The sequence below is a fragment of the Plectonema cf. radiosum LEGE 06105 genome (assembly GCF_015207665.1).
GTDB classification, from domain to species: Bacteria; Cyanobacteriota; Cyanobacteriia; order Cyanobacteriales; family Nostocaceae; genus Rivularia; species Rivularia radiosa_A.
Genome location: NZ_JADEWL010000119.1, coordinates 1 through 21,248 on the forward strand (window position 1 = coordinate 1; position 21,248 = coordinate 21,248).

Consider the following 21,248-nt stretch of genomic DNA (forward strand, 5'->3'; position numbering starts at 1 on the left):
CCCCCCATCTCCCCATCCCTTCTAAACTTCCGCCCATTTCCGCAATAAATTCGCATAGCTTTTGCTAATTAAATCAAACTCTGGTGTTTTACCATATTTTTGAAAGATGATTTGTTTGGCTGTGTCGAGTTCAAATAGAATTTCCCGTTCACTTGGTTCACGAACGAAACTTTGTACCCAACTAACTGCTGCTAAGCGTTTACCTTCAACTACTGTTTCTACTCGATGTAAGGTTGTTGATGGATATACAATTGCTGAACCGGCTTCTAGTTTAAAAGCTTGTTCTCCTAAACTTGTATCAATAACTAATTCTCCTCCTTTATAACTTAAGGGAGAATTGAGAAATAAGGTAAATGAGACATCAGAACGTATCGGATTTTCTAAACCCATTATGGCGTTATCAGTATGAGAACCGTAGTACATACCCTGGGAATAACTGCTAAAAATGATCGGACGGATAACTTTTGGTTTCACTGCTGATTCAAATAACCTGTTGCGTCTGAGGGCTTTAACTACAATAGTTCTCAAATCCTGACCAACCTCAGCACTACTTGATAATTGTGTATTATTTTTAACTGTTTTTGCAAACCATCCTGCTGTCAGTTTGCCATCAACAAACTCAGCATCTTGAAGTTTGGCAGTAATTATGTCTAATTCTTCTGCTGTCAAAACATTTTCTATAATAAGAATCATATTTTAGATCATAGGTCATAGGTTGATTCTTAGAACAACTAACAATTAATCAGCAACTATGCAAATTTGGGCAAGATAGAGGTGATTTTAACCTTTATCTCGCCCATGAGTTCATCTAATCAGAAAGTAGTTTTATTGGGTAATTATCTTAACCTTCACCACCTTCACCACCTTCGCCACCTTCTGGGGTTTCAGTAGCACCAGGTGTAGCATCAGGTGTAGTTTGTTCAACACCGGGGGTAGCTTCAGTACCTTCTCCACCTTCAGGAGCTTCATTTCCACCACAAGCAGTTACGCTAGCAGCCATACCTAATGCAAGAAATAAAGCAATTGTTTTTGAACGCATTTCCACACTCCTCACTTTAATTAAGTTGTTAAGTAGTTTGTTAATCCACAGCACCTAAAAATCTCGATACTTATTGAACATAAGTCGAGAACAAACGCTTCTTAGATTGAAAGCTAATTGCAGGCAATTGTAACTTGTATTTGTAATTATAAGCAAGAAGTTTAGACTACAAGATTGGTTACAAAGCAAGTTGTCTGTGATATATATAATTTTAATTATCGATTATCGAGTAATATATATATTTCAGATAATTAATACTTATTAAGTTTTCTATACTTGATTTTCCGGTCATTAATAAAAGGTCAAAATAGAAATAATCGTGGCAAGAAAAAATCTGAGCTATTGTACACCTGAATCCTCTGGTTCAGATATCATCAATATAATAATCAAAATCATATCTAATTTCAATCCCATCCGTGAAAACATACTTTACTCGTGATGCAAATAGCTAATCTTATTTCTCAAAAAAGTTACCGCATAATTTTGGTATTGTTGGGTTTTTGGCTAATGTTTGATTTAGCCTCTCACCTAGTAGCAGAATTGATTTGGTTTGAGGAAGTTGAGTATTTATCAGAGTTTATCTTGCGGTTAATAACGCAGTTAGGATTGTGGGCGATCGCCTTTTTTACTTCAGGGTGTTTTTTGCTGGGTAATTTGATTATAGCAAGGAAGTTTCAGCATCCTAAACAACCATACGAAAATCAAGAAATAATTAATAAACAAAAAGGAAATTTTTTCAATTCTCCTAATTTTAGAAAAACCCCTAGTTCTTCCCTATATTCTTATGGATTGAAGTTGCGTTGGCTTTTACCGACGGTTTTCGGATTAAGTGTTTTAGTAGGAACGATAGTAGTTTTTTACAGTCAGCAAGTTTTAAATATTTGGTATCCTCAATTAGAATTACCTTCGGAACTGCTACAATTTCCATCTTGGTTGCAGTTAATTTTAAATATATTAGGGTTCCGGCAACTTGTAATCTCGATTTTGCAATTAATAGTAGTGCTGCTTTTGACTGCTGCAATTTTTATTAGTTATGAGTTTTGGATAAGAGCGCTTTCGGTATTTGTGAGTTTACTTTTAGGTTTTTTAATATCGGCACGGTGGATAAATGTTTTAGAATATTTTCACGCCCATAGCTTTAATGTTAGTGAACCTTTATTTAATCGGGATATTAGCTTTTACGTTTTTTCCTTACCAATTTGGGAACTTCTACAATTTTGGTTATTAGGACTATTTTTATTGGGTATAGCTGCGGTAGGGTTGATTTATTTACGTTCTGCAAACAGTTTGAGTGAAGGGAAATTTCCCGGTTTTACCGTACAGCAAAGAATGCATCTCAACGGTTTGGGTTCCTTGGTAATGTTAACTGTAGCTTTACGTTACTGGTTATTACGGTATCAGCTTCTATATTCCCAATTAGGGGTAAACTACGGTGCTAGCTATACAGATGTCAACGTATTGCTACCTATTTATACCAGCTTAAGTATTTTAGCTATCGGGATTGCAGCTTACCTGATGCTACGAACTTTAACTTTATCTAAAAGAAGAAAATATACTTTAAAACGTACACCTTATCCACCTCAATTAGTTTACGTATCGGCATTCTTTCTTGTAGTCGCAACTGTTGCTGTGAGTTTACTACCTACACTAGTACAAAAATTAATCGTACAGCCAAACGAAATCACCCGCGAACAGCCTTATATAGAACGTACAATCAAACTTACCCGCGAAGCATTCAATTTAAATAGTATCGATGCGACTACTTTTAATCCTCAAAATAATCTGACAGCATCTGACTTAGAAGAAAATGATTTAACGATTGCTAATATTCGGTTGTGGGATACACGTCCACTTTTACAAAGTAACCGTCAATTACAACAAATTCGACCTTATTACAAGTTCCCAGATGCAGATATTGACCGTTATACTCTCAAACGCAGTCTTAATTCCCAAGCTTCTTTTAAACAACAAACTATCATTGCTGCAAGAGAACTCGACTACAACGATGTTCCCGATGCAGCCAAAACTTGGGTAAACAAACATTTAGTTTATACTCATGGCTACGGGTTTACTCTGAGTCCAGTAAACCAAGTCGCTCCTGGTGGATTACCCTACTATTACATTAAAGATATTGGCGTTGAAAATTCCGGGAATCAAGGTTCTTTATTAATATCGAATGCAGAAATTCGTGCCAGTATTCCGGTTGCAAATCCACGAATTTATTATGGAGAAATTGCCGATACCTATGTAATGACGAGGACAAAAACTCAAGAGTTTGATTATCCTAGTGGAAATGCCAACGAGTTTAATGTTTATGACGGACGTGGTGGAATTCCTATCGGCTCACCTTTACGACGCTTGCTCTTTGCACAGTATCTTAAAGATTGGCAGATGTTGCTAACCCGCAATTTTAAGCCAGAGACTAAGGTGCTTTTTCGCCGTAATATTAGACAAAGAATACGTACAATAGCTCCTTTTTTACATTTTGACCGCGACCCTTACTTAGTAGCAGCGGATGGTAAAGGAACAACTATCGACGGTCAACCAACATATTTATATTGGATAATTGATGCTTACACTACCAGTAGCCACTATCCTTATTCTGACCCCGGCAAAAATCAATTTAATTATATTCGCAATTCTGTGAAAATTGTTGTTGATGCTTACAACGGTGATGTGAATTTTTACATTGCCGACCCTACAGATCCAATTATTAATACATTAGGGGCAATTTTCCCATCGATGTTCAAACCTCTAACGGAAATGCCTGTGACTCTTCTTAGTCATATTCGCTACCCATTAGATTACTTTAGCATTCAGTCGGAACGCTTGTTAGCGTATCATATGACTGACCCACAGGTATTTTACAACCGAGAAGATTTGTGGCAAATTCCTACAGAAATTTATGGTACAGAACAGCAGCAAGTTGAACCTTACTACTTGATTACAAAATTACCTACCGCTCAAAATGAAGAATTTATTTTACTACGTCCTTTTACTCCTACCCAACGACGAAACTTAATTGCTTGGTTGGCAGCGCGTTCTGATGGCAGCCAATATGGTAAATTATTACTCTACGAGTTCCCCAAGCAGGAATTAGTTTACGGAACACAGCAAATAGAAGCTTTAATTAACCAAAAACCGGAAATTTCTGAACAAATTACCTTATGGAATCGTGAAGGTTCGCGGGTAATTCAAGGTAACTTATTAGTCATACCCATCGAACAATCGCTTCTTTACGTTGAACCAGTGTATCTGGAAGCCGAGGAAAATAGTTTACCGACTTTAGTTCGGGTAATTGTTGCTTACGACAACCAAATTGTCATGGAAGAAACTTTAGAAGCTGCTTTAGAGACTATTTTCGATGCAAATGAAATTAAAACCCCTGTTTTTATCCCGGAAGCGATACCACCACAACTACCTGTATCAGAGTAAATCTATTAGCACATTTAATTCAAATTGCACTATTAATTGACCAATAATTTACAAAAATTTTTATATATGACAGATTGTCATATTTGGACGTAATTTTATTTAGAATGGAAGAAAGATAAATTTTAGACTGTTATTGGGAGAAAGCAATGAGATTGATTGCGTCCACTTTAAGACGTTTGGGTTTAGCTGCGTTGACTATGTTGTTAGTTGTCAGCAGCTTCGCGGCTTTTGCTCCTAGTGCTGCGGCTGAAACATATACTGTTAAATTAGGTAGCGATAAAGGAATGTTGGCATTTGAACCAGCTAAGTTATCAGTTCAACCCGGTGATACTATAAAATGGGTGAACAATAAAGTTCCTCCACATAACGTTGTATTTGATGCTGCTCAAAACCCTGCGAAAAGTGCGGACTTAGCTAAAACTTTATCTCACAAGCAGTTAGTAATGAGTCCGGGGCAAGAATTTACAACCACCATTCCAGCAGATGCACCTGCTGGTGAGTATACTTTCTACTGTGAACCTCACCGTGGTGCTGGTATGGTTGGCAAAGTTATTGTCGAAGGCTAATTAATGATTAAGTCAAAGATTTAATCGCTCAGAACTTTGGTTGAGAAGTCGGGTTTTTATAAAAATTTGTCTAATGTTAGAGATACTTCTGCGAAAAACCCGACTTCTTTCACGAACTAAAGTTAAATTAGGTACCGCTTATTCTAATTTACTTTGACAAAAATGCAAAAGAGACGTAGAACTATGCCCCGTCTCTATATATTTATAGTCTAAAGGAATTTTTGACTACTTTCCTTACTTTGAACCGGATCTTTGTTCCTTAACTTCACGTAACCGCTGGATTAGCTTTTTAGCTGAGTTAGATGCTTTTGAGGAATTTTCTTCTGAAACAGAATCTTCTTTACGATTTACAAGTCGATTTGCAAGTGATGGTTTAGAAGTAACTTGCGGTGCGGGTTCTTTAATATTAACTCGTGCTTGGGGTGTAGGTTTAGCTGGTACGCTTGGGACTTGTTGATTATTTCTAAGTCGCACTTCTACCGCTGTTTGATCATTATTCTCAGATGCAGAAGCAGGTTTGTTAGTTCTGATCTCAGCTTGGGGTTTAGATGTAACTGGTGCTGGAGTTACACTAGGAACCACTACAGCACTCCGATTCGGTTGTGCATCAACTTTAACCGGAACCGAACTTCTAGATATATTTTCAGGTTTAGATGGATTTTGATTTACTTGCACTTCACCTTGTTTAGATGAACGCAGACGATCAGCTAATTTGTCCTGGGGCTTAGAAAATTCCACAGTCCGAGCAGTATCAGTCACATCTGATTTAAAATCAAGGGTAAATGCGTATACTTTGGCTTTGCCATTTCTACGGATGGGATTTTCTTTGAAATAATTACGGAAATAATTTCTGGTTTCTTTCTGAAGCTCTGAGGAAACTGAGCGATCAACAAATTTTAAATAATCTGCTTTGCCTTCAGAATCAATAACTAAGGTACCCTCAATTTTACCTTCTTTTCCGGGCTTGGTTTTAACTACCTCAGAAATTGGCTGTTTAATTTCAGAGTTAGGATACCGTTCCCTTACTTCTTCAAACTGTTTTGCGAGAGTTAAAGTTCTTGCATCTTGAGGTGAAATATTTGTATTTTGATTTGTGTTTTGATTTGTGTTTTCAGCCGCTGTTGATGGCTGATTTGGTAGTTCAATTCGTCTAGGACCAGATTGTTGTCCCCATTGTTGCAAACTTTGTCCTGCTAACGTTAAGTTATCACCCGGTTGCGGAATACTCCTGTTAACGGGTGCGATAAAGTCTTCGGGGTTAACTGCTCTTGGTTGAGTTACAGCCCCATTAATATTCATATCCGGGTTAATTTGGGGATTAATAGCTACGATATCGTTACCCGATGTCGGAGGAAGCGGTGGTGGTGCTGGAATCCCAGCAAGTTCCGGAGGTAACGGTGCCGATTGTATTGGAGGTATATCAGGTAAATTGTAAGGCGAAGATGTTATCGGCGCTGCATTTCTTTTTCTAGACGCTAATGGTGCCGATTGTCCTAAATTGATATTCTGGTTAAAACGACGATAAGACCCGTCAGATTTTGCTTTAACATTAAATGAAGAGTCAAAATTTGGCTGGGGAAGTATCGGTAAAGGCTGACTTTTTGGTAAAGACGAGATATTTGGATTAACCGATGATTCTGGCAAAGATGGTATTATCACCTTTGTGGAATCCGGACTGGGAGGTATTGTATCTAAAGGAGTTGGCTGAACCGCAAAGTTAGGTAGAGGAATTGCAGATTGTAGAGGAACCTGGGGCAATGCTGAAACTTGAGGGCTATTATTTTGGGGCAACCTACTTTGTTCTGCTTCAGATAATTCCATTACCCCAACACTTTTCGGGGATGCGTTTTGGTTTACTTTAGAGTCAACAGGCATCAAAGGCAGGATAAAAGCAATTGCACCATGAATACCGACAGATGCTATGGCTGCTATTCCAGCCGGTTGGCTTAAGAATTCGGGTATATTTTTGAGTACTGAGACGTAAGACATGGCTATTATAGCTCACTTAGCTTGGTTGCGGTTGACTAGAAATTTAATCTATCTGGCAATGTTTTCAGGCAATAATAATGATTTGACTAACTAACCCTCTTAGATTTAGATGCGCTCCTCTACAAATCATAACTTCAAATCCGCAAATCCCATCATAGCAAGACTGGCAGTTGTACAAACAGTTAATCACCGTATCAATGCAAGAGCATATTATAAATGAAAACTGGTTGTACTCAGAAGTTGTGTTTTTTGATCGAGGACTTTGAAAATCATCACTTTTAAAACTGTATTTTTTAGTTTAACGGGGATAGATTACTTAAGTAAATATACTACCACTCACGAAGAGTTATATATATTTTTTACAATCTATTGGCAAGCTTCCGGAAGTTTTTGTGTTTCAATCATTAGTTTTTACGACTGACCGATAGCTGATTGTCGTTCCCCTTGTCCTTAAAATTTCTAAAGTAAAATGGTTTGATAAACATTAATTTACCAATTTTCAGCCAAAACTGGAACGCTTTAAACTGTATTTGCAAAAATACTTTTCAAAAACTAAGACTGAGATAATTTTTAATTATAAGTTATCTTCATCCATTAGCAATGTTTAGATAATACCAATTCTAGTGTTTACTTACGTATAAGTTATACATTATCTATACATTTATTTTTTTTTGCAAGTTTCACCAATTAAATTTCCCTACTCAAAGCACCCAAATGACATTACCTACAGTTATTTTACCCGGATTTTTTGAAAGCGCCGAAGCTTACTATAATTTAGAAAAATCATTGCAAAATTTGGGTTTTCCTACGCTCACAGTACCGTTACAAAGACGGGACTGGATAGCAACTGTGGGAGGAAAATCTGTAATTCCAATTTTGCAGCAATTAGACTGCACGGTAAAAAGCATATTACAACAGTATGGTGTTTCTCAAGTTAATTTGATTGGTCACTCCGCAGGAGGTTGGATATCCCGTATCTATTTGGGAGAAGTACCTTATGGTAAAAGTAGCGCAAACTTGTTGACATGGAAAGCTCATCCCCAGGTTGCAACTCTGGTTACTTTGGGTACACCTCATACAAGCTTAGAGCGCTGGACTCGCTCAAATCTGGATTTTGTAAATAATAATTATCCCGGAGCATTCTACGAAAAAGTTCGTTACGTCTGTGTGGCAGGCAAAACCATTTTTGGACAAAGACGATTGGGAAATTGGTTAGCTTTCAGCAGCTATAAATTAACTTGTGGTAATGGTAACACTTGGGGTGATGGAATTACACCCATCGAAGCTGCTCATTTGAGTGGTGCAAATAATCTAATTATTGAAGGTGTAATGCATTCTCCTAGAAGCCCTCAAATTTGGTATGGTTCCCCAGAATCAATCGGAAATTGGGTAAAATACTTATCATAATTGTATATTTTTTTAGCAAAAGTTAATATTTCTTAGTTAAAATTATAATAAAAATAAATAAGGATTTCCTGAGAGAGGAAGGTTTTATGGTTGTACAAGAAAGCCGATTTGACACGGTTATGCGGCGGACGGCAACGATTTTATCAGTAGTAATTGTGACTTTTTGTTTAATTGCCGCAACTACTGGAATTTTGTTGTCTATATATTATGAACCAGCTTCTGGCAGAGCTTACCAGTCATTGAAGATGATCACAGAAGAAATTCAATATGGCTGGTTATTCCGTAAAGCTCACAATCTTGCAGGCAATGGGGTAATTATTGTTGCCTTAATTCAAATTGTCGTGATGTTTTTAGGCAGGAAGTTTACCAAAAGTTGGTATACAGCTTGGGTAAGTGGAATATTCTTGACCTTAGCCGTGATTGGATTGAGTTGGACTTCGATGATTTTGGGTTGGGATCAACTGGGATTTTGGCGCTTTAATATTGAGTTAGGAACCATTGAAGCTATTCCTTTTGTGGGTGAACAGTTAAGAGAAATTCTGATTGGTGGTAGTGGTGTTAGTACCTTGACCGTTCAGAGACTATATACCATACACAGTTATATTCTCTCTACCGCTGCGATTATTTTAGCGATAGTCCATTTATCTAGCGTGCTGTGGGTTGAAAAACAAGCCAGCAAGCCCAATTCAGAAGAATTAATTCAAGGTATTGGGGCATCCGTAGCAGAAAGTTGAGATAGTCTCCCAATGGGAAGTTCTTCTACTTCCGGTAAATTTTCTAAAGAAAGACGAGTCGATTGGTTTCCGCCAGACAAGCGTTTAAGTAAATCTGGTCTGGGGTCATGCAACAAGTAGATCAGGCGATCGCCAACTTCCCAAGTTTCAGTAGCAGCCATCATGTGGATTTTTTCGTCTCTTTCTACAAATAATGGTAGTAAGTCCCCAGTCCGGATTAATGCTTGTAACTGAATTTTTTGCAAGGAAAAACCAGGGTCTTTAAAGGTCATACTTCCTAGTTTGATTTGTTGATCGTTAAGATGTTGATTCCAAATTTTAATTTTGAAGTCTGGAAGAAAAGCTTGTAAAACTTTACTATTATTTTTGGTACTGGCTTGAGGGTCGCGGGGAAAGACTGCTAAAGCACGGGGTGGGTCAAATTCTTCCGCCGCTCGTTGAGCTAAAACAAAATTAACTTCACCATTTTTGGTCATAGCCAGAAAAGTACCTACAGAATCAAGTCCAGCTTCTTCTAAAACATTGGCATCTAAAGCACTGCTAGTTAAAACCCGGAGATTTTGCGCTTCTGCTTGCTGGCTTGCTTCTGGGTCTGTATCAATCATTACTACAGTTTCACCGCGTTCTTGGAAGAAGCGAGCAATCAGTAAACTTAAAGGATTGCAACCAACAATTACTGCTCCAGTTGCTTGTTTGGAAGTAATTTGTAGTAATTTAGCAACCCAGCCTGCGGTTAGTCCTTGACAAAAAACTGTCATCAAAATCGTCAGAAAGACCAAGGCTTTGATAGCATCGCCACCATTGATACCGCGTTGCGTCAGTAAAATTCCGAATAATGAAGCAACAGAGGCTGAAACAATACCTCTTGGGGCAACCCAGCTTAAAAACAGCTTCTGTCTCCAGTTGAGGTCACTATTCCATGTACATAAAAGAATGTTTATCGGTCGCACGACAAACATTAGCGCCAAAACGGTGAACAAACTACCCCAGCCCAAAGCAAACACGCTGGCAATAGATAAGTCAGCCGCTAATAAGATAAATAGTACCGAGATACAAAGAATTGTTAACTGACCTTTAAAGTGCCGTAACAAGCGTTCTTCAGGTACAGAAGAATTGGCAAATACTGCTCCTGCCATTACTGTTGTCATTAGTCCCGATTCGCTGCGAATCATCTGAGCCAAAGTAAATAAGCCCCATACTGAAGCCAGCACCACCAGATTTTTTAGTTCAAATGACAAGATATTGGCTCGCTTGAAAAATAAGCTGAGCAGCCAACCACCCGCAGCACCAATAAAAGCCCCAATACCCAAGCGCACTAACAAACCTACGATCGCGCTTAAAGGGTCAGCATCGCCGTTCAAAATAGTATCAAGAACTACAACTGCAAGAATTGCTCCTACAGGGTCAATTAAAATACCTTCTCCTTCCAAAAGCGTTGCTACTTGCCGGTCTACTTTTATTTGCTTGAGTAGTGGAGATACGACTGTTGGACCTGTAACTACCACAATTGAAGCGTAGAGAAAAGCAATCGGCCAAGGAAATTCTCCTAGCCAGTGAGCCGCCATGCTTCCGCCCATTAATGTAATTAAGGTTCCTAAAGTTACGAGTAATTGCAGGCTAGTAGAAACTCTGCCCAATTCTCGTAATTCTAAGTCCAGTCCGCCCTCAAATAAGATTATTGCCGTTGCCAGAGCAACAATTACTTCTAATCCAATGCCTAGCAAATGGGGATGTAATAAACCAATGCCATCCGAACCCAAAAAGATACCGAATAGCAGCAAAAAAACAATGCTAGGCACTTTCAGGTAAGCAGCCAGCACTTGGGCGCTGATGCCTGCAACGACAGCAATCACCACTTGCAAGGTGATGTCAAAAGATGCTTCCATGTTGGAGATTTTGAGCCGTGTTTTTCAAAATCTTTTGTTAAGAATAGTAAATATTAAACTCTATAAATGAAAGGTTGGTACACCTCATTTTTTGTCGAACTGTTAAGTTTTTCCTCAGATTGGCTATCTTACACCATTTTGCTAGTTTTTGTACAATCGCCCCTAAATCGATTCGGAAGTAAACAGCATTTTAGCAAGTATATTTGTATTGCAAAAATAAAGAACAAAACAATAACTCCAAATTATTTACTTTTAACCACTTTAACCTGCTGTTCTCAATATGGGGACTAATTAAGTAATCATCAAGATTTTTTTGCTCAAAGCTATTGACATTTTCCCAGGAAATCGTTAAATTAATAAAAGTTCAAAACACAAGCCCCCATCGTCTAGAGGCCTAGGACACCTCCCTTTCACGGAGGCGACAGGGATTCGAATTCCCTTGGGGGTATTTATAACTTAAGTTAAGTTAAATAATTAAACATATTTTTAGATAATTTTAAAAGGTAGAATTCATTTGAATATCTACCTTTTCTATTAACTGGCTAACTCTTCTACACGTTGACGAATAGCTAAAAGATTGGATTGCATATCTTGAGAAAGGCGAGGTTCGATAATTCTGATCGGCATAGTTAATTTAGGCCATACCTTGACCGTATAACAAAGTAAGGTACCAGTCTGACTATCTAAAACACAGTTATTTAAACGCCAGCTACCGCTAAAATCTTTAAAATCTCCCTCTACCATGCGGAAACTAATTAGTTCTGGAAAAGATTCTTCCAAGTCTAGAACTACTCGTGCAGAAAAATTAAGCTTTAGCAAGCGTTGGGAACCAATTTGTTCTAGACGAATTCCCCCGTCGGGATGCTCTAATTTACGAGAACAAGCAAGGCTAGGAACAAATTCAGCTAAAGATTGATAATCAGTCAATACTTGCCAAACTGTTTCTACAGAATGAGGAATTTGAATTTTAGCAGTAATTTGTCGCTGACGTTCTGCAATTTTTTCAACTTCAACGGTAACAGATTGTAAATCCAGATTTTTACTGTAATTACCTTGGAAATTTGAATCGGATTGTGGGGTATTTTGTTCTTTAATCATGAAAGTTCATTTACTTCGGTATCATCAGAAAACTGAGGTAAAGTTAAAGTAAAGCAGATTTTGCTTAATTCGGAATTTTCTATAGAAGTACTTTCTACGGTTATTGTGCCATTGAGATGCTGTATCAAAGACTTAACCAAAGCTAATCCCAATCCCGTACCTGGAGTCCATCGACCTTTACCTCTACGGAATTTATCAAATATGAAAGTGGCTTCCTCCTCAGATATACCACGTCCAACGTTGATTACCTGAATTTGGATTTGATTGGCTTGTGTTTCGCAAATTTGGGTGACTTGTAGTTCTACAGAGCTATCGTGTTCAGAATACTTATAAGTGTTTGTAAGCAATTCTTGGAGAATGCGGTCAAAACTTTCTACTTCAGTTTGCAGCTTGAGTTCTTCCTTGGGTAAATAAACAGAAATACTCAACCCTTTTTCGGCTAATTTCTGCTCAAAAGATGCTGCTATACCTTGAATTTTTAGATTTAGATCAACTGTTTCAAACTGTGGACGTTCCTGATGGCTTTCTAACTTCTGGAGTGTAAGCAAGTCATTAATCAAATTAATTTCCTTAGTACATTCCTGCTCTAGAATATCTAAATATCTCGCTTGACGGTCGGGTTGAATGTCGGGGTGACGCAAATTACGCAACGCCATACGCATATTTGTTAAAGGATAGCGCAAACGGTCGCTCATGTTGCTCAAAAATTCATCTTTGAGTTCGTTAAGTTCTCGCAACTGCTGGACATATTGCCGCGTTCTCTCGTATAACTTAGCTTGAACTTCCAAGCTGCGTTGTAGTTGAGCAGTACGTTCGTCTACTAGAGTTTGTACTTGTTTGAGCGTTTGCGTCTGAATAATCGCGTTACTGATTTGAACGCAAACCATTTCCACAATATTTAATTCAGCCTCTTGCCAATTGCGACGTTGCCTTTGCTGTAATACCAAGAATCCTAACACTTTGCCTTGGCTTTCTAAAGGCATTAGCATAATCGCTGGTAACTTGTCTAAAACAAATATCGGAGCAATAGTAGAAGTATCTTTACGCCGATCTGAATTATCATTTATAGTTACAGGCTTAGATGCTTTAAAAGCACGTTGAGATATACCGCAGTCCGCAAGCCAAAAAGATTCTTCTATAGATTTCAACTGATCGCAAAGCGAAGAATCAGTCTGTCTACACCATTCACTAACAACAGTTGCTTTCGCTTTGGGAATTTGCGTCTTATTACGAATCCTAAATAAAGGGTCTGAATATTTTAATAATATTAATAAACCACGGTCAGCTCCTAGAGCTTCAGCCGTAGAGGAGACAACCAACTGAAGCATTTGGTTAAATTCCAAATTGCTGCGGTTGAGTATAGTTAATTGTTGAATCAAACTTTGGTGCTGTTCACTTTTTCGCACCTGCTGTTTTTGTGAAGAAATTACCCTTGCTTGTGCTATCTGGGCAAAAGCGATCGCGCAGCAAGATTCTACTGCTTTGAGCAATTCTTTTTCCGCATTACTCCATTCATAAGGTTCGGATTTAATCAGATTAATTACACCATTATTTTCACCACCAAACCGAGTCGGAATTGCGAGTACAGCTTTTATTGGTAAAGGGAAATTTTGACACCCAATTACCAAACTCTCCTGAATCTTAGAAATATCCTCAATCGTAAACGGTTCAGCTGCACACTGTACTACTGGTAATTCCAGCTGTTCGATGGAAAATGCTTGATTTGAGTTAGGTAAAGCGAAGTAACTCTCTTGATTACTCCAACTAGCAGTAGTTGGTTCTTCTCCCTCTTGGGGGTGTGTTACCAAACAACAATAATCTACTTTGAAAGCATTTCCTACTAGTCGAGCAATTCCTAGCAGCATCCCATCGGTAGGTGTGCTGCTAGCAATAATCTGATTGATTTCGGATACCAACCAATGGGCAGGTGTTTCCTGATGCTGCATCAGTTTAAAGTAGTGTTGTTCCAAGTCTTGTTGTTGATCCGAGCGCTGCGGCGGTGACGCTATTATATGCTTTTTCATTTATGGCACACTCTTGGATAATGACTCCATTGTCGTTTTACCCAACCTCCTGGTATTTTGTTTACCTTGTTTTTTTGTAGCTGCACCCTGATGAACCAATTTCAGTTCTACAAATAAATTCTTTCACCTGTTATAGCCCCTTTCTATCTAAAATGACTTTTGTCATTGGTATATAAAAAATCTTTGTGCGAATAAAAAATTTAATTATGTATATTGAAATGCTTCTTATACTTAAGGTTAGCTTCAGTGGATGCATTTAGTTTTTTTTGCTTTCTCAGACCTAGAATATCCTTTGTAGAACTCCAGACAAACCGTATTTTCTCTAGAGTAGAATCAAAAATTCTGTAAATATCATCCGCATTCCCACTGAGGGTGAAAATTATCATCGTACTATTTATTTTTGCTACAAGAGCTTTTATAAGGATATTTTTTATCGATTATCGTCAAAAATAATTGTTATTCAAGGACAAGCTCAGAAAAAATCATCATCGGATAGTAGGGTAGTTTATTTTCAACTCCTATTCTTGACGGTCACTTACTTATTAGTCTCAAGGTTTGCATATGTCAAGTATTGTCACACCCCCTATAAATCATCAAAACCCTACAAAAAGGCTTTTTAACCTATATTTACAATTTTTGATAAGTTAACATTATACAATTGATCAATTATGATTTAATTATGAGTATGATTAAAAATATAAAACAAAATCTACATAAAAATAAGTTAGCCCAATGATTAATTGAAATGGAATCATTGGGCTTAGTTCGTTGAAGAAGAATTAGCCAGCTAAACTCTCTACGCTCAGAGGAACCATATCCCCAGTTTTTGTCAGTCCTAGCAGCATCGGTTCTTGAGCTTGGATTAGTTGACCTGTAAGCACACAGCGCTCTTGTTGCTGGGACGTTGCATCTATACTTGCTCGAATATCAGCACGCGAGAATCTCGGCTTCCACTCACCGGATTTTTGCTGAACATAATTCCACAGAATATCTCGAATCAATGCTTGATATCCCTGATTTCCAGATAATTCCTTAAGTTTATCTTTTAACTCCCGTTCCAAGCGGATACTGGTTACTTCCATTTCGGTGGTAGGGGTGCGAGCAATTGTATGCATGATTTTTCTCCTTAAAACTATAGACAGGATAGTAATACAAGTGTAGTATGTTTAAAGAAATGTTCAACAGGTGAAATTTTCTGTGATATTGATCGCGACCTACTCTACTTCCTCATCTATAACCAACTGCCGAGCCAGTTGGGAATCAGCAGCAATGGGAGTGGAGTATTTATTTATGGGCGAATGTAATCAAAATCACGGGCAGTTTACACAAAATAATCCAGATTGTGAATATACCAAAATTACTTATTTGCTCAAACAACTAGAACTAGATAAAACAAGCGGGAGGTATTGGTATATAAATGCCGTACCAAAGTTTAAATAAAGACCTGAAAGTCAATATTTAATCCCCGCTTCTTTTTCCAAGGAAGCGGGGTTTTTTATAAGGAGCCAAGCTGTGAACGGCGCGATGCAAGTATTAGAAAAATCCGTGGTAGTGTTTTCCCAAAATTATCTGCCGCTGTGTCGAGTAAATATTAAGCGAGCTGTAGTGCTTTTAGTAACTAATAAAGCGGAACCATTAGAGATTACCACGGAAAACGGATGGCATATTAGCTCGCCCAGCTTGGTAGTTTACGTACCGCAGCATATTCGGTTAAAAATTGCTTCTCGTGAGCGGACGTGGAAAGTCCCACCTGTAAATCGTCGTGAAGTTTTACGAAGAGACCACTATCGGTGTCAATACTGCGGTACCAATAAAGATTTAACACTCGATCATGTGATTCCCCGTTCTCGTGGTGGTCGTCATATTTGGGAGAATGTTGTTACTGCTTGTTCTAAATGTAACTCTCGCAAAAGTAACCGTACCCCCAAAGAATCTGGGATGCAACTACGGACAAAACCAAAAGCACCCGTCCATCCAACTATTTCTTTTGCAGAACAGTTTTGGAAAGGTGTTGTGTAAGCCTTCCCTGGAATAACAGGAGAGCATGAGGAATGCTAAAACTAACTTATACAGAAAACAGTTTTTACCTAGAGCTTTTAACTCAACCCATAGAAGAATGGATACAAGTCTTTTGCATATTAAGTTTGCGAGTCGGTCAAAGTTTGTGTGTTGAACCCAGTACTGCGTGCTTTTTGCTTCCTGCTGATTTACCAGGATTAGCACAACTACGTACTCAAATAAACCAAAATGACAGCGGCGAAGTCATAGATATTTATGCTTGTGACGCAGAGTATGTAGAAGTTACTCTACGGGGTTATTGGCTATCAGTTAGCGCACAGAGCATGAACGGTGGATTTGTGACAACTATGAACCATAGTACTGAATGTTTCTTGCACCAACTATGGTTAGAAGCTCATAAAAGTGCTTCTGTTGTTATAGACTAAACCTTTCAATTTAACAATAATTAGGCAATCCAATCAAGAAAAAGTCTATTTATATCTTGCTTGGTTTGTCTTAGTTATTTGGGATTTTTGATTTTAGATTAAAGACTCAAAATTTAATTTAAAATCTCAACTGCTCTAAAGCCCCCAAATTCATTTATAGAATAAATTAAAAATCCCAAATTTATTCTCCGTTTTTTTAGGAAATCTGTTGTATTTAGTGTAGTATTTATGTAGTATATGACTATTGCAGGGCAATTGAAAAAGATATTGCAAAGAAAAATATGTTGTATATTCGTTCATTTACTGTGTACCGTCCATCTTGGGAAGGTTGGCAATATTGGAAAAAATCATATAGCGAAAATTCCGAATTAGATTTTAAATCTCAAAAAGCTAAAATTACCAAACCGCCAGAATATATTGATAAAATTCAACAAATTTATTATTTAGAACGCGGGTGTCGTTTGTAAAATTAAATCATGAACGGTCGAACTAAGAATTACCAAACAGAAGCTGATATTAAAAGCTTAATTAATCGGTTTGAAAATTGTACTTTACCCTATTGTGAGTGGAATCATCAGGCACATTTAACTGTTGCGCTATGGTATCTGATTTGCTACGACGAAAAAACAGCAATAATTTACATTCGTCAAGCTATTCAACGCTATAAGGCAGTAATAGGTATTAATAGTCTACTTTCTCCAGATTGCATGATGGAAGGTGTGGTAATTCAACCCGCTTGTGAGCGAACTCATCCAAAAATCGGTAGAGTAGCTTTAAAATTAATTAGTGATAGATATCTACTTCGTAAAGGTGGAAGTGAACTACATTAATAATTCCTAATTCGTAATTAGTTGATTTTTCTTTATTTCTCTCTCTTCCTTCCTCTTTGCCTTTGCGAAACTCTGCGATATACTTAGCGTTACTTTGCGTTTGAAAAATCAAACCAGACTTCTTGAGCAAACTTCTGACTGAAGTGGAAGCTCATTTTTCACTGTCGAACTGACCTTTATTTAAGTTAAAATTTTCAATCAAAAACCTCAAGTAGTATCAGAATACTCATAACATCTTTAAATCTGAAAATATGGGATTTGATTATTTCGATCATCAAGAAAATTCTCGCACCAACAACAATCGTCAAAACTTACTTGCTTGCGGTTGGAGACCTTTTTATCGAGAATTAAACTGGGAATTTTTGTGGCAGCTATTATCTAGTGACTCTCAGGAATTAACTCAAAAAACCTTAAATTTAACCAGCAGCCTTGCTCAGACAATAGGAAGAAATCATTATGCTTGGTGGGCTAATTTAATAAATTTGGCTTCAGAAGATACTCGTTACGAATTTGAGAAATATTGGAACTATATTACTCCCGATCCACTGACACCAGACCATCGTTATAAAGATATTTTGAGTACGGAAACACCAATAGTTCAATTTGTCAGCCGTAGTAGCATTCCCATTGATTATTTATTAAATAGACTCCAAGAAATTACAGTATTTAGAGTTCTGACATTATTAGAAATTCCTGACTTGATTACCCAATATTATCTAGAAAGAGATTTTTATTTACCTATCGAAAAATTTAAAAGTTGGGAACGTTTAGAAGTAATCAATACTGTTTACGCTTACTGGTCTAAATACGATGTTTGGCTGCAAATTGACCCTTACGAAAGAGGAAGAAGACAATATACTTTGATGGCACAAAATTTAACCCCATTAATTAATAAATCGACTTATGATTTAGCAGTTATGTTAAGTGGATATCAAAGTCGTGTAGGGAAAATTAGTACTCAGTTTTCGATTAATAGTTTTCCTCAAGATATTCAGGATTTTACAGATAATGTACAGCAAGCGGTTTTAACTCAAAGTCAACTAGCAGTATTGGTACATGGTGAACCTGGTACGGGTAAAAGCGTATGGACTCAAGCAGTTGCTAAAGAAATTCTTGTACCTTTGGGATATGTAATTTTTATTTTAGACCACGATGCGATTTCTAATTTTGTTCCACCAAGTTATTTAGAACGGATTTGTATCATAATCAATGAAGCTGATAATTTAGCACAAAATCGTGCTAGTGAAGTAGCGCAATATAGCAATAAGACAGAGCATATTTTGAGCTTGTTGGATGGAACTTTGTATCAAAGTGTAATTGATGATTCCGGAATTCAAATCCAGCAAAAATTAGTGATGTTAATGACTTGCAATACCACAGAAAGATTAGACCCCGCAATGTTACGTAAAGGTAGGGTTGATTTGATGTATGAATTTAATTATAAATACGTCTAATTTTTCTAAGTTTAAAAACTTTTGGTTATGTATTAATTATGTCTTCTGTGAATTAAGAATCTTTGATACTCTGTAAGAGTTTCGAGGCTTTTTCATTAATTTGAATACTTAATTCACTAAAGGTAAATAATTCATGAGTAAAATAACTTGTGGTGTCTTCTTAATGACAAAGCAAGGAAGTTTTCTATTGCTTAAGAAATCTAAGAATAATGAATACGATATACCAAAAGGTAAAATGGAAAACGTACATAACAAGAATGAACTAAAATGTGCATTCGACGAATTAAAACAAGAAACTGGAATATTACATAATGATGTAAAATTAGACCCAAATTTCCGTTATGAATATAATGATACGGATGGCAAAAAAGTGATATTTTTGGGATGGCTAAAGACAGTAAGAGAAATAACGCTTAGTGCAGAACATATCGAATATAAATGGGAAAAATGGAATCCAACCCATAACATCAGAAAAGGATGGTTGGATTCTTTATTAGAAGAGTTAGACAAGTATTTTAATAACCACCCCGAATCTAAATACTTTTAGTAAGGTTATACTGGGTGCTATATCTATTAAGTGATTAAGATTATAAGTATTTAAGCATAGTTAATTATACAATGTAATTGCGATAGCGCATATAGAACAGAGTGAAGTGAGTGAAGCAATCCCAGTCCTTGGGGTTATTCCCCACAGCTAAAAATGACGATAAATGTAATTATGAAACTACATAAATTTGAAGATGCAAATCTATTTTATACAAAAGTAAAAAATTATCTATTAGATGACGAAGTATTACATAATTTACAGTTGGGAGTTAGCAACAGATTAATTAATAATCCAGACAGATGTAAAATCAAACCTTATTTAGCAGCAGTAGAACAAGATGGAAATATTATTGCAGTAGTAATGATGACAGTTGCTCATAACTTGTTGCTGTCAAAAATAAAAGATTTAACAGCAATAGATATTATTATTCAAGATTTACAGCAAGAAAAAGAATCGCTAATGAATATAAATGCTCCTGTAATTGAAGCACAAGCTTTTGCAGAAAAATGGTGTTTATCGACAGGTAAACCTTATCAATTAAAAGAGAAGTTACGTATTTATAAATTAGAAAAAGTAGAGTTACTTTTACAAGCCAAAGGTAATTTCAGATTAGCTACAGAAAATGATAAACAACTTCTTAAATCTTGGCATGATGCTTTTTGTTTAGAAGCATTAGGTGCTATTGAATCGGATAGCGAAAGCTGGGTTGAAACGAGATTGCAAGAAGGTATAACTTACTTTTGGGAAAATGAAATTCCGGTTTCACTTGCTAGTAGCGGACGTTTTACTCTTAATGGTGCAGGAATCAATACAGTTTATACACCACCGGAACATCGGAAACAAGGTTATGCAGGTGCTTGTGTGGCAGCTTTAAGTCAAACTTTGCTCGATAAAGGTTATAAATTCTGTTTTTTATTTACCGATTTATCTAACCCAACTTCTAATAAAATATATCAACAAATTGGTTATAAACCTGTAGCTGATTGGAATAATTATTCTTTTTCGACTTCAAGTTAACGAAACTAATTCTATGTGTAAGTAAACTACGATGATAATCACAGAAGTCTGGTTTTTACGAGCTAAGTATTCTTAACACTACAAAATCATCATCAAAACCCGACTTATTACCTGACAAAATATTGGAGACGTTGCACTGCAACGTCTCTACATTAATCTACATTAATATTTATATAATTTAATAATCTGAATTATTTTATTGTGGTTCTTGGGGTATATTCAAACGTCTTCCCAAACGATCATAAACCAACACATCCCACTGTCCGTTTAAAGTGTACTCAAAAGCAATTCTATTACTATCACCACTAATTGTGGGATTACGGACTTCTGCTTGCAAATTACCTGTTAAATTACGCGATTGGCGAGTTTCTTTATCGTACAGAAAAATATTACTTCTTCCCTCCACAGAAGCAGCAAACACAATGTATCTACCATCTTGAGAAGCCGATGGATGATTTGCGATCGCGTCAAAGGAATTCAATCCAGGTAAATTAATCAAGGTACGAGTCATCCTATCGAACATATAAACATCTTGGCTACCCCGGCGATCGCTCGTATAAACAATATATCGACCGGAAATATGAGGATTTAACTCGGAAGCACCAGAATTAAGGCTGCTACCACCATTATCAAATGAGTAACTTAGTATACGTGGAGAACCACAAGCACTTAATAAAGTTAAAGTTGTAAATAAGCAAATTGAAATAAAGTATTTGGTCATAGGTTAAAGGTCAAAGATTAAAGGTCATAACTCCTAACTCCATCACCCCATCACCCC

The 21,248-nt window shown here is 36.9% G+C and carries 20 protein-coding genes and 1 tRNA gene; 13 read left to right on the forward strand and 8 right to left on the reverse strand.

What is annotated here, in order from left to right:
- Positions 1 to 21: 21 nt before the first annotated feature.
- Together IQ247_RS24725 and IQ247_RS24730 are read right to left on the reverse strand one after the other, a co-directional pair.
- Entirely contained in the window at positions 22 to 693 is a 672-nt protein-coding gene (locus IQ247_RS24725; RefSeq protein ID WP_193924024.1) for a Fe2+-dependent dioxygenase, read from the reverse strand.
- A 148-nt stretch (positions 694 to 841) separates the two neighbouring features.
- Positions 842 to 1,039, reverse strand: a complete 198-nt coding sequence (locus IQ247_RS24730) for a hypothetical protein (protein ID WP_193924026.1) — start codon at positions 1,037 to 1,039, stop codon at positions 842 to 844.
- A gap of 438 nt (positions 1,040 to 1,477) precedes the next feature.
- Between IQ247_RS24730 and IQ247_RS24735 the strand changes: the two genes are divergently transcribed.
- Together IQ247_RS24735 and petE are read left to right on the forward strand one after the other, a co-directional pair.
- Positions 1,478 to 4,474 (forward strand): UPF0182 family protein, encoded by a 2,997-nt coding sequence (locus tag IQ247_RS24735; RefSeq protein ID WP_193924027.1) that lies wholly within the window; start codon positions 1,478 to 1,480, stop codon positions 4,472 to 4,474.
- A 146-nt stretch (positions 4,475 to 4,620) separates the two neighbouring features.
- On the forward strand, positions 4,621 to 5,040 hold the full coding sequence (gene petE, locus IQ247_RS24740) for a plastocyanin (RefSeq protein ID WP_193924028.1): 420 nt from the start codon (positions 4,621 to 4,623) through the stop codon (positions 5,038 to 5,040).
- Between the two features lie 234 nt (positions 5,041 to 5,274).
- Here petE and IQ247_RS24745 read toward each other — a convergent pair whose 3' ends face one another.
- Complete coding sequence (locus IQ247_RS24745; RefSeq protein ID WP_193924029.1) at positions 5,275 to 7,029, reverse strand: hypothetical protein; 1,755 nt, start codon at positions 7,027 to 7,029, stop codon at positions 5,275 to 5,277.
- 714 nt (positions 7,030 to 7,743) lie between these two features.
- On the opposite strand from IQ247_RS24745, the gene IQ247_RS24750 reads away from it, so the two are divergent.
- Both IQ247_RS24750 and IQ247_RS24755 read left to right on the forward strand, forming a co-directional pair.
- Positions 7,744 to 8,436, forward strand: a complete 693-nt coding sequence (locus IQ247_RS24750) for an esterase/lipase family protein (protein WP_193924030.1) — start codon at positions 7,744 to 7,746, stop codon at positions 8,434 to 8,436.
- A gap of 86 nt (positions 8,437 to 8,522) precedes the next feature.
- Entirely contained in the window at positions 8,523 to 9,170 is a 648-nt protein-coding gene (locus IQ247_RS24755) for a cytochrome b N-terminal domain-containing protein (RefSeq protein WP_193924031.1), read from the forward strand.
- Here the strand turns inward: IQ247_RS24755 and IQ247_RS24760 are convergent.
- The gene (locus IQ247_RS24760; protein WP_193924032.1) at positions 9,137 to 11,056 is read right to left on the reverse strand and encodes a cation:proton antiporter; all 1,920 of its coding nucleotides are present in this window, start codon (positions 11,054 to 11,056) and stop codon (positions 9,137 to 9,139) included. The genes IQ247_RS24755 and IQ247_RS24760 overlap by 34 nt on opposite strands.
- Positions 11,057 to 11,431: 375 nt before the next feature.
- Here IQ247_RS24760 and IQ247_RS24765 point away from each other — a divergent pair.
- Positions 11,432 to 11,504 (forward strand) — tRNA-Glu (locus IQ247_RS24765).
- Between the two features lie 86 nt (positions 11,505 to 11,590).
- Here the strand turns inward: IQ247_RS24765 and IQ247_RS24770 are convergent.
- The 3 genes from IQ247_RS24770 to IQ247_RS24780 form a co-directional block, all read right to left on the reverse strand.
- Positions 11,591 to 12,154, reverse strand: a complete 564-nt coding sequence (locus tag IQ247_RS24770; protein ID WP_193924033.1) for an SRPBCC family protein — start codon at positions 12,152 to 12,154, stop codon at positions 11,591 to 11,593.
- Positions 12,151 to 14,178, reverse strand: a complete 2,028-nt coding sequence (locus tag IQ247_RS24775; RefSeq protein WP_193924034.1) for a sensor histidine kinase — start codon at positions 14,176 to 14,178, stop codon at positions 12,151 to 12,153. The genes IQ247_RS24770 and IQ247_RS24775 overlap by 4 nt, the downstream gene beginning before the upstream one ends.
- 779 nt (positions 14,179 to 14,957) lie before the next feature.
- Positions 14,958 to 15,293, reverse strand: a complete 336-nt coding sequence (locus IQ247_RS24780; protein WP_193924035.1) for a ribbon-helix-helix domain-containing protein — start codon at positions 15,291 to 15,293, stop codon at positions 14,958 to 14,960.
- Positions 15,294 to 15,363: 70 nt separating this feature from the next.
- Between IQ247_RS24780 and IQ247_RS24785 the strand changes: the two genes are divergently transcribed.
- The 8 genes from IQ247_RS24785 (at position 15,364) to IQ247_RS24825 (ending at position 20,470) form a co-directional block, all read left to right on the forward strand.
- On the forward strand, positions 15,364 to 15,618 hold the full coding sequence (locus IQ247_RS24785) for a hypothetical protein (protein WP_193924036.1): 255 nt from the start codon (positions 15,364 to 15,366) through the stop codon (positions 15,616 to 15,618).
- Between the two features lie 84 nt (positions 15,619 to 15,702).
- Positions 15,703 to 16,197 (forward strand): HNH endonuclease, encoded by a 495-nt coding sequence (locus IQ247_RS24790; RefSeq protein WP_228060012.1) that lies wholly within the window; start codon positions 15,703 to 15,705, stop codon positions 16,195 to 16,197.
- A gap of 32 nt (positions 16,198 to 16,229) precedes the next feature.
- A complete protein-coding gene (locus tag IQ247_RS24795; RefSeq protein ID WP_193924038.1) occupies positions 16,230 to 16,622 on the forward strand; it encodes an alr0857 family protein in 393 nt (130 codons plus the stop codon).
- A gap of 281 nt (positions 16,623 to 16,903) precedes the next feature.
- Positions 16,904 to 17,089 (forward strand): hypothetical protein, encoded by a 186-nt coding sequence (locus IQ247_RS24800; protein ID WP_193924039.1) that lies wholly within the window; start codon positions 16,904 to 16,906, stop codon positions 17,087 to 17,089.
- A 9-nt stretch (positions 17,090 to 17,098) separates the two neighbouring features.
- A complete protein-coding gene (locus tag IQ247_RS32805; RefSeq protein WP_228060011.1) occupies positions 17,099 to 17,452 on the forward strand; it encodes a hypothetical protein in 354 nt (117 codons plus the stop codon).
- Between the two features lie 251 nt (positions 17,453 to 17,703).
- Positions 17,704 to 18,906: an AAA family ATPase gene (locus tag IQ247_RS24815; protein ID WP_193924044.1), complete on the forward strand. Its 1,203-nt coding sequence runs from the start codon at positions 17,704 to 17,706 to the stop codon at positions 18,904 to 18,906.
- 133 nt (positions 18,907 to 19,039) lie between these two features.
- On the forward strand, positions 19,040 to 19,453 hold the full coding sequence (locus IQ247_RS24820; protein ID WP_193924046.1) for an NUDIX domain-containing protein: 414 nt from the start codon (positions 19,040 to 19,042) through the stop codon (positions 19,451 to 19,453).
- 171 nt (positions 19,454 to 19,624) lie between these two features.
- Positions 19,625 to 20,470 carry a GNAT family N-acetyltransferase gene (locus IQ247_RS24825; protein ID WP_193924048.1) on the forward strand — a complete coding sequence of 282 codons (846 nt, stop codon included), beginning with the start codon at positions 19,625 to 19,627 and terminating at the stop codon, positions 20,468 to 20,470.
- Positions 20,471 to 20,666: 196 nt separating this feature from the next.
- Here IQ247_RS24825 and IQ247_RS24830 read toward each other — a convergent pair whose 3' ends face one another.
- Positions 20,667 to 21,191 (reverse strand): TolB family protein, encoded by a 525-nt coding sequence (locus tag IQ247_RS24830; protein ID WP_193924049.1) that lies wholly within the window; start codon positions 21,189 to 21,191, stop codon positions 20,667 to 20,669.
- Positions 21,192 to 21,248 lie beyond the last annotated feature (57 nt).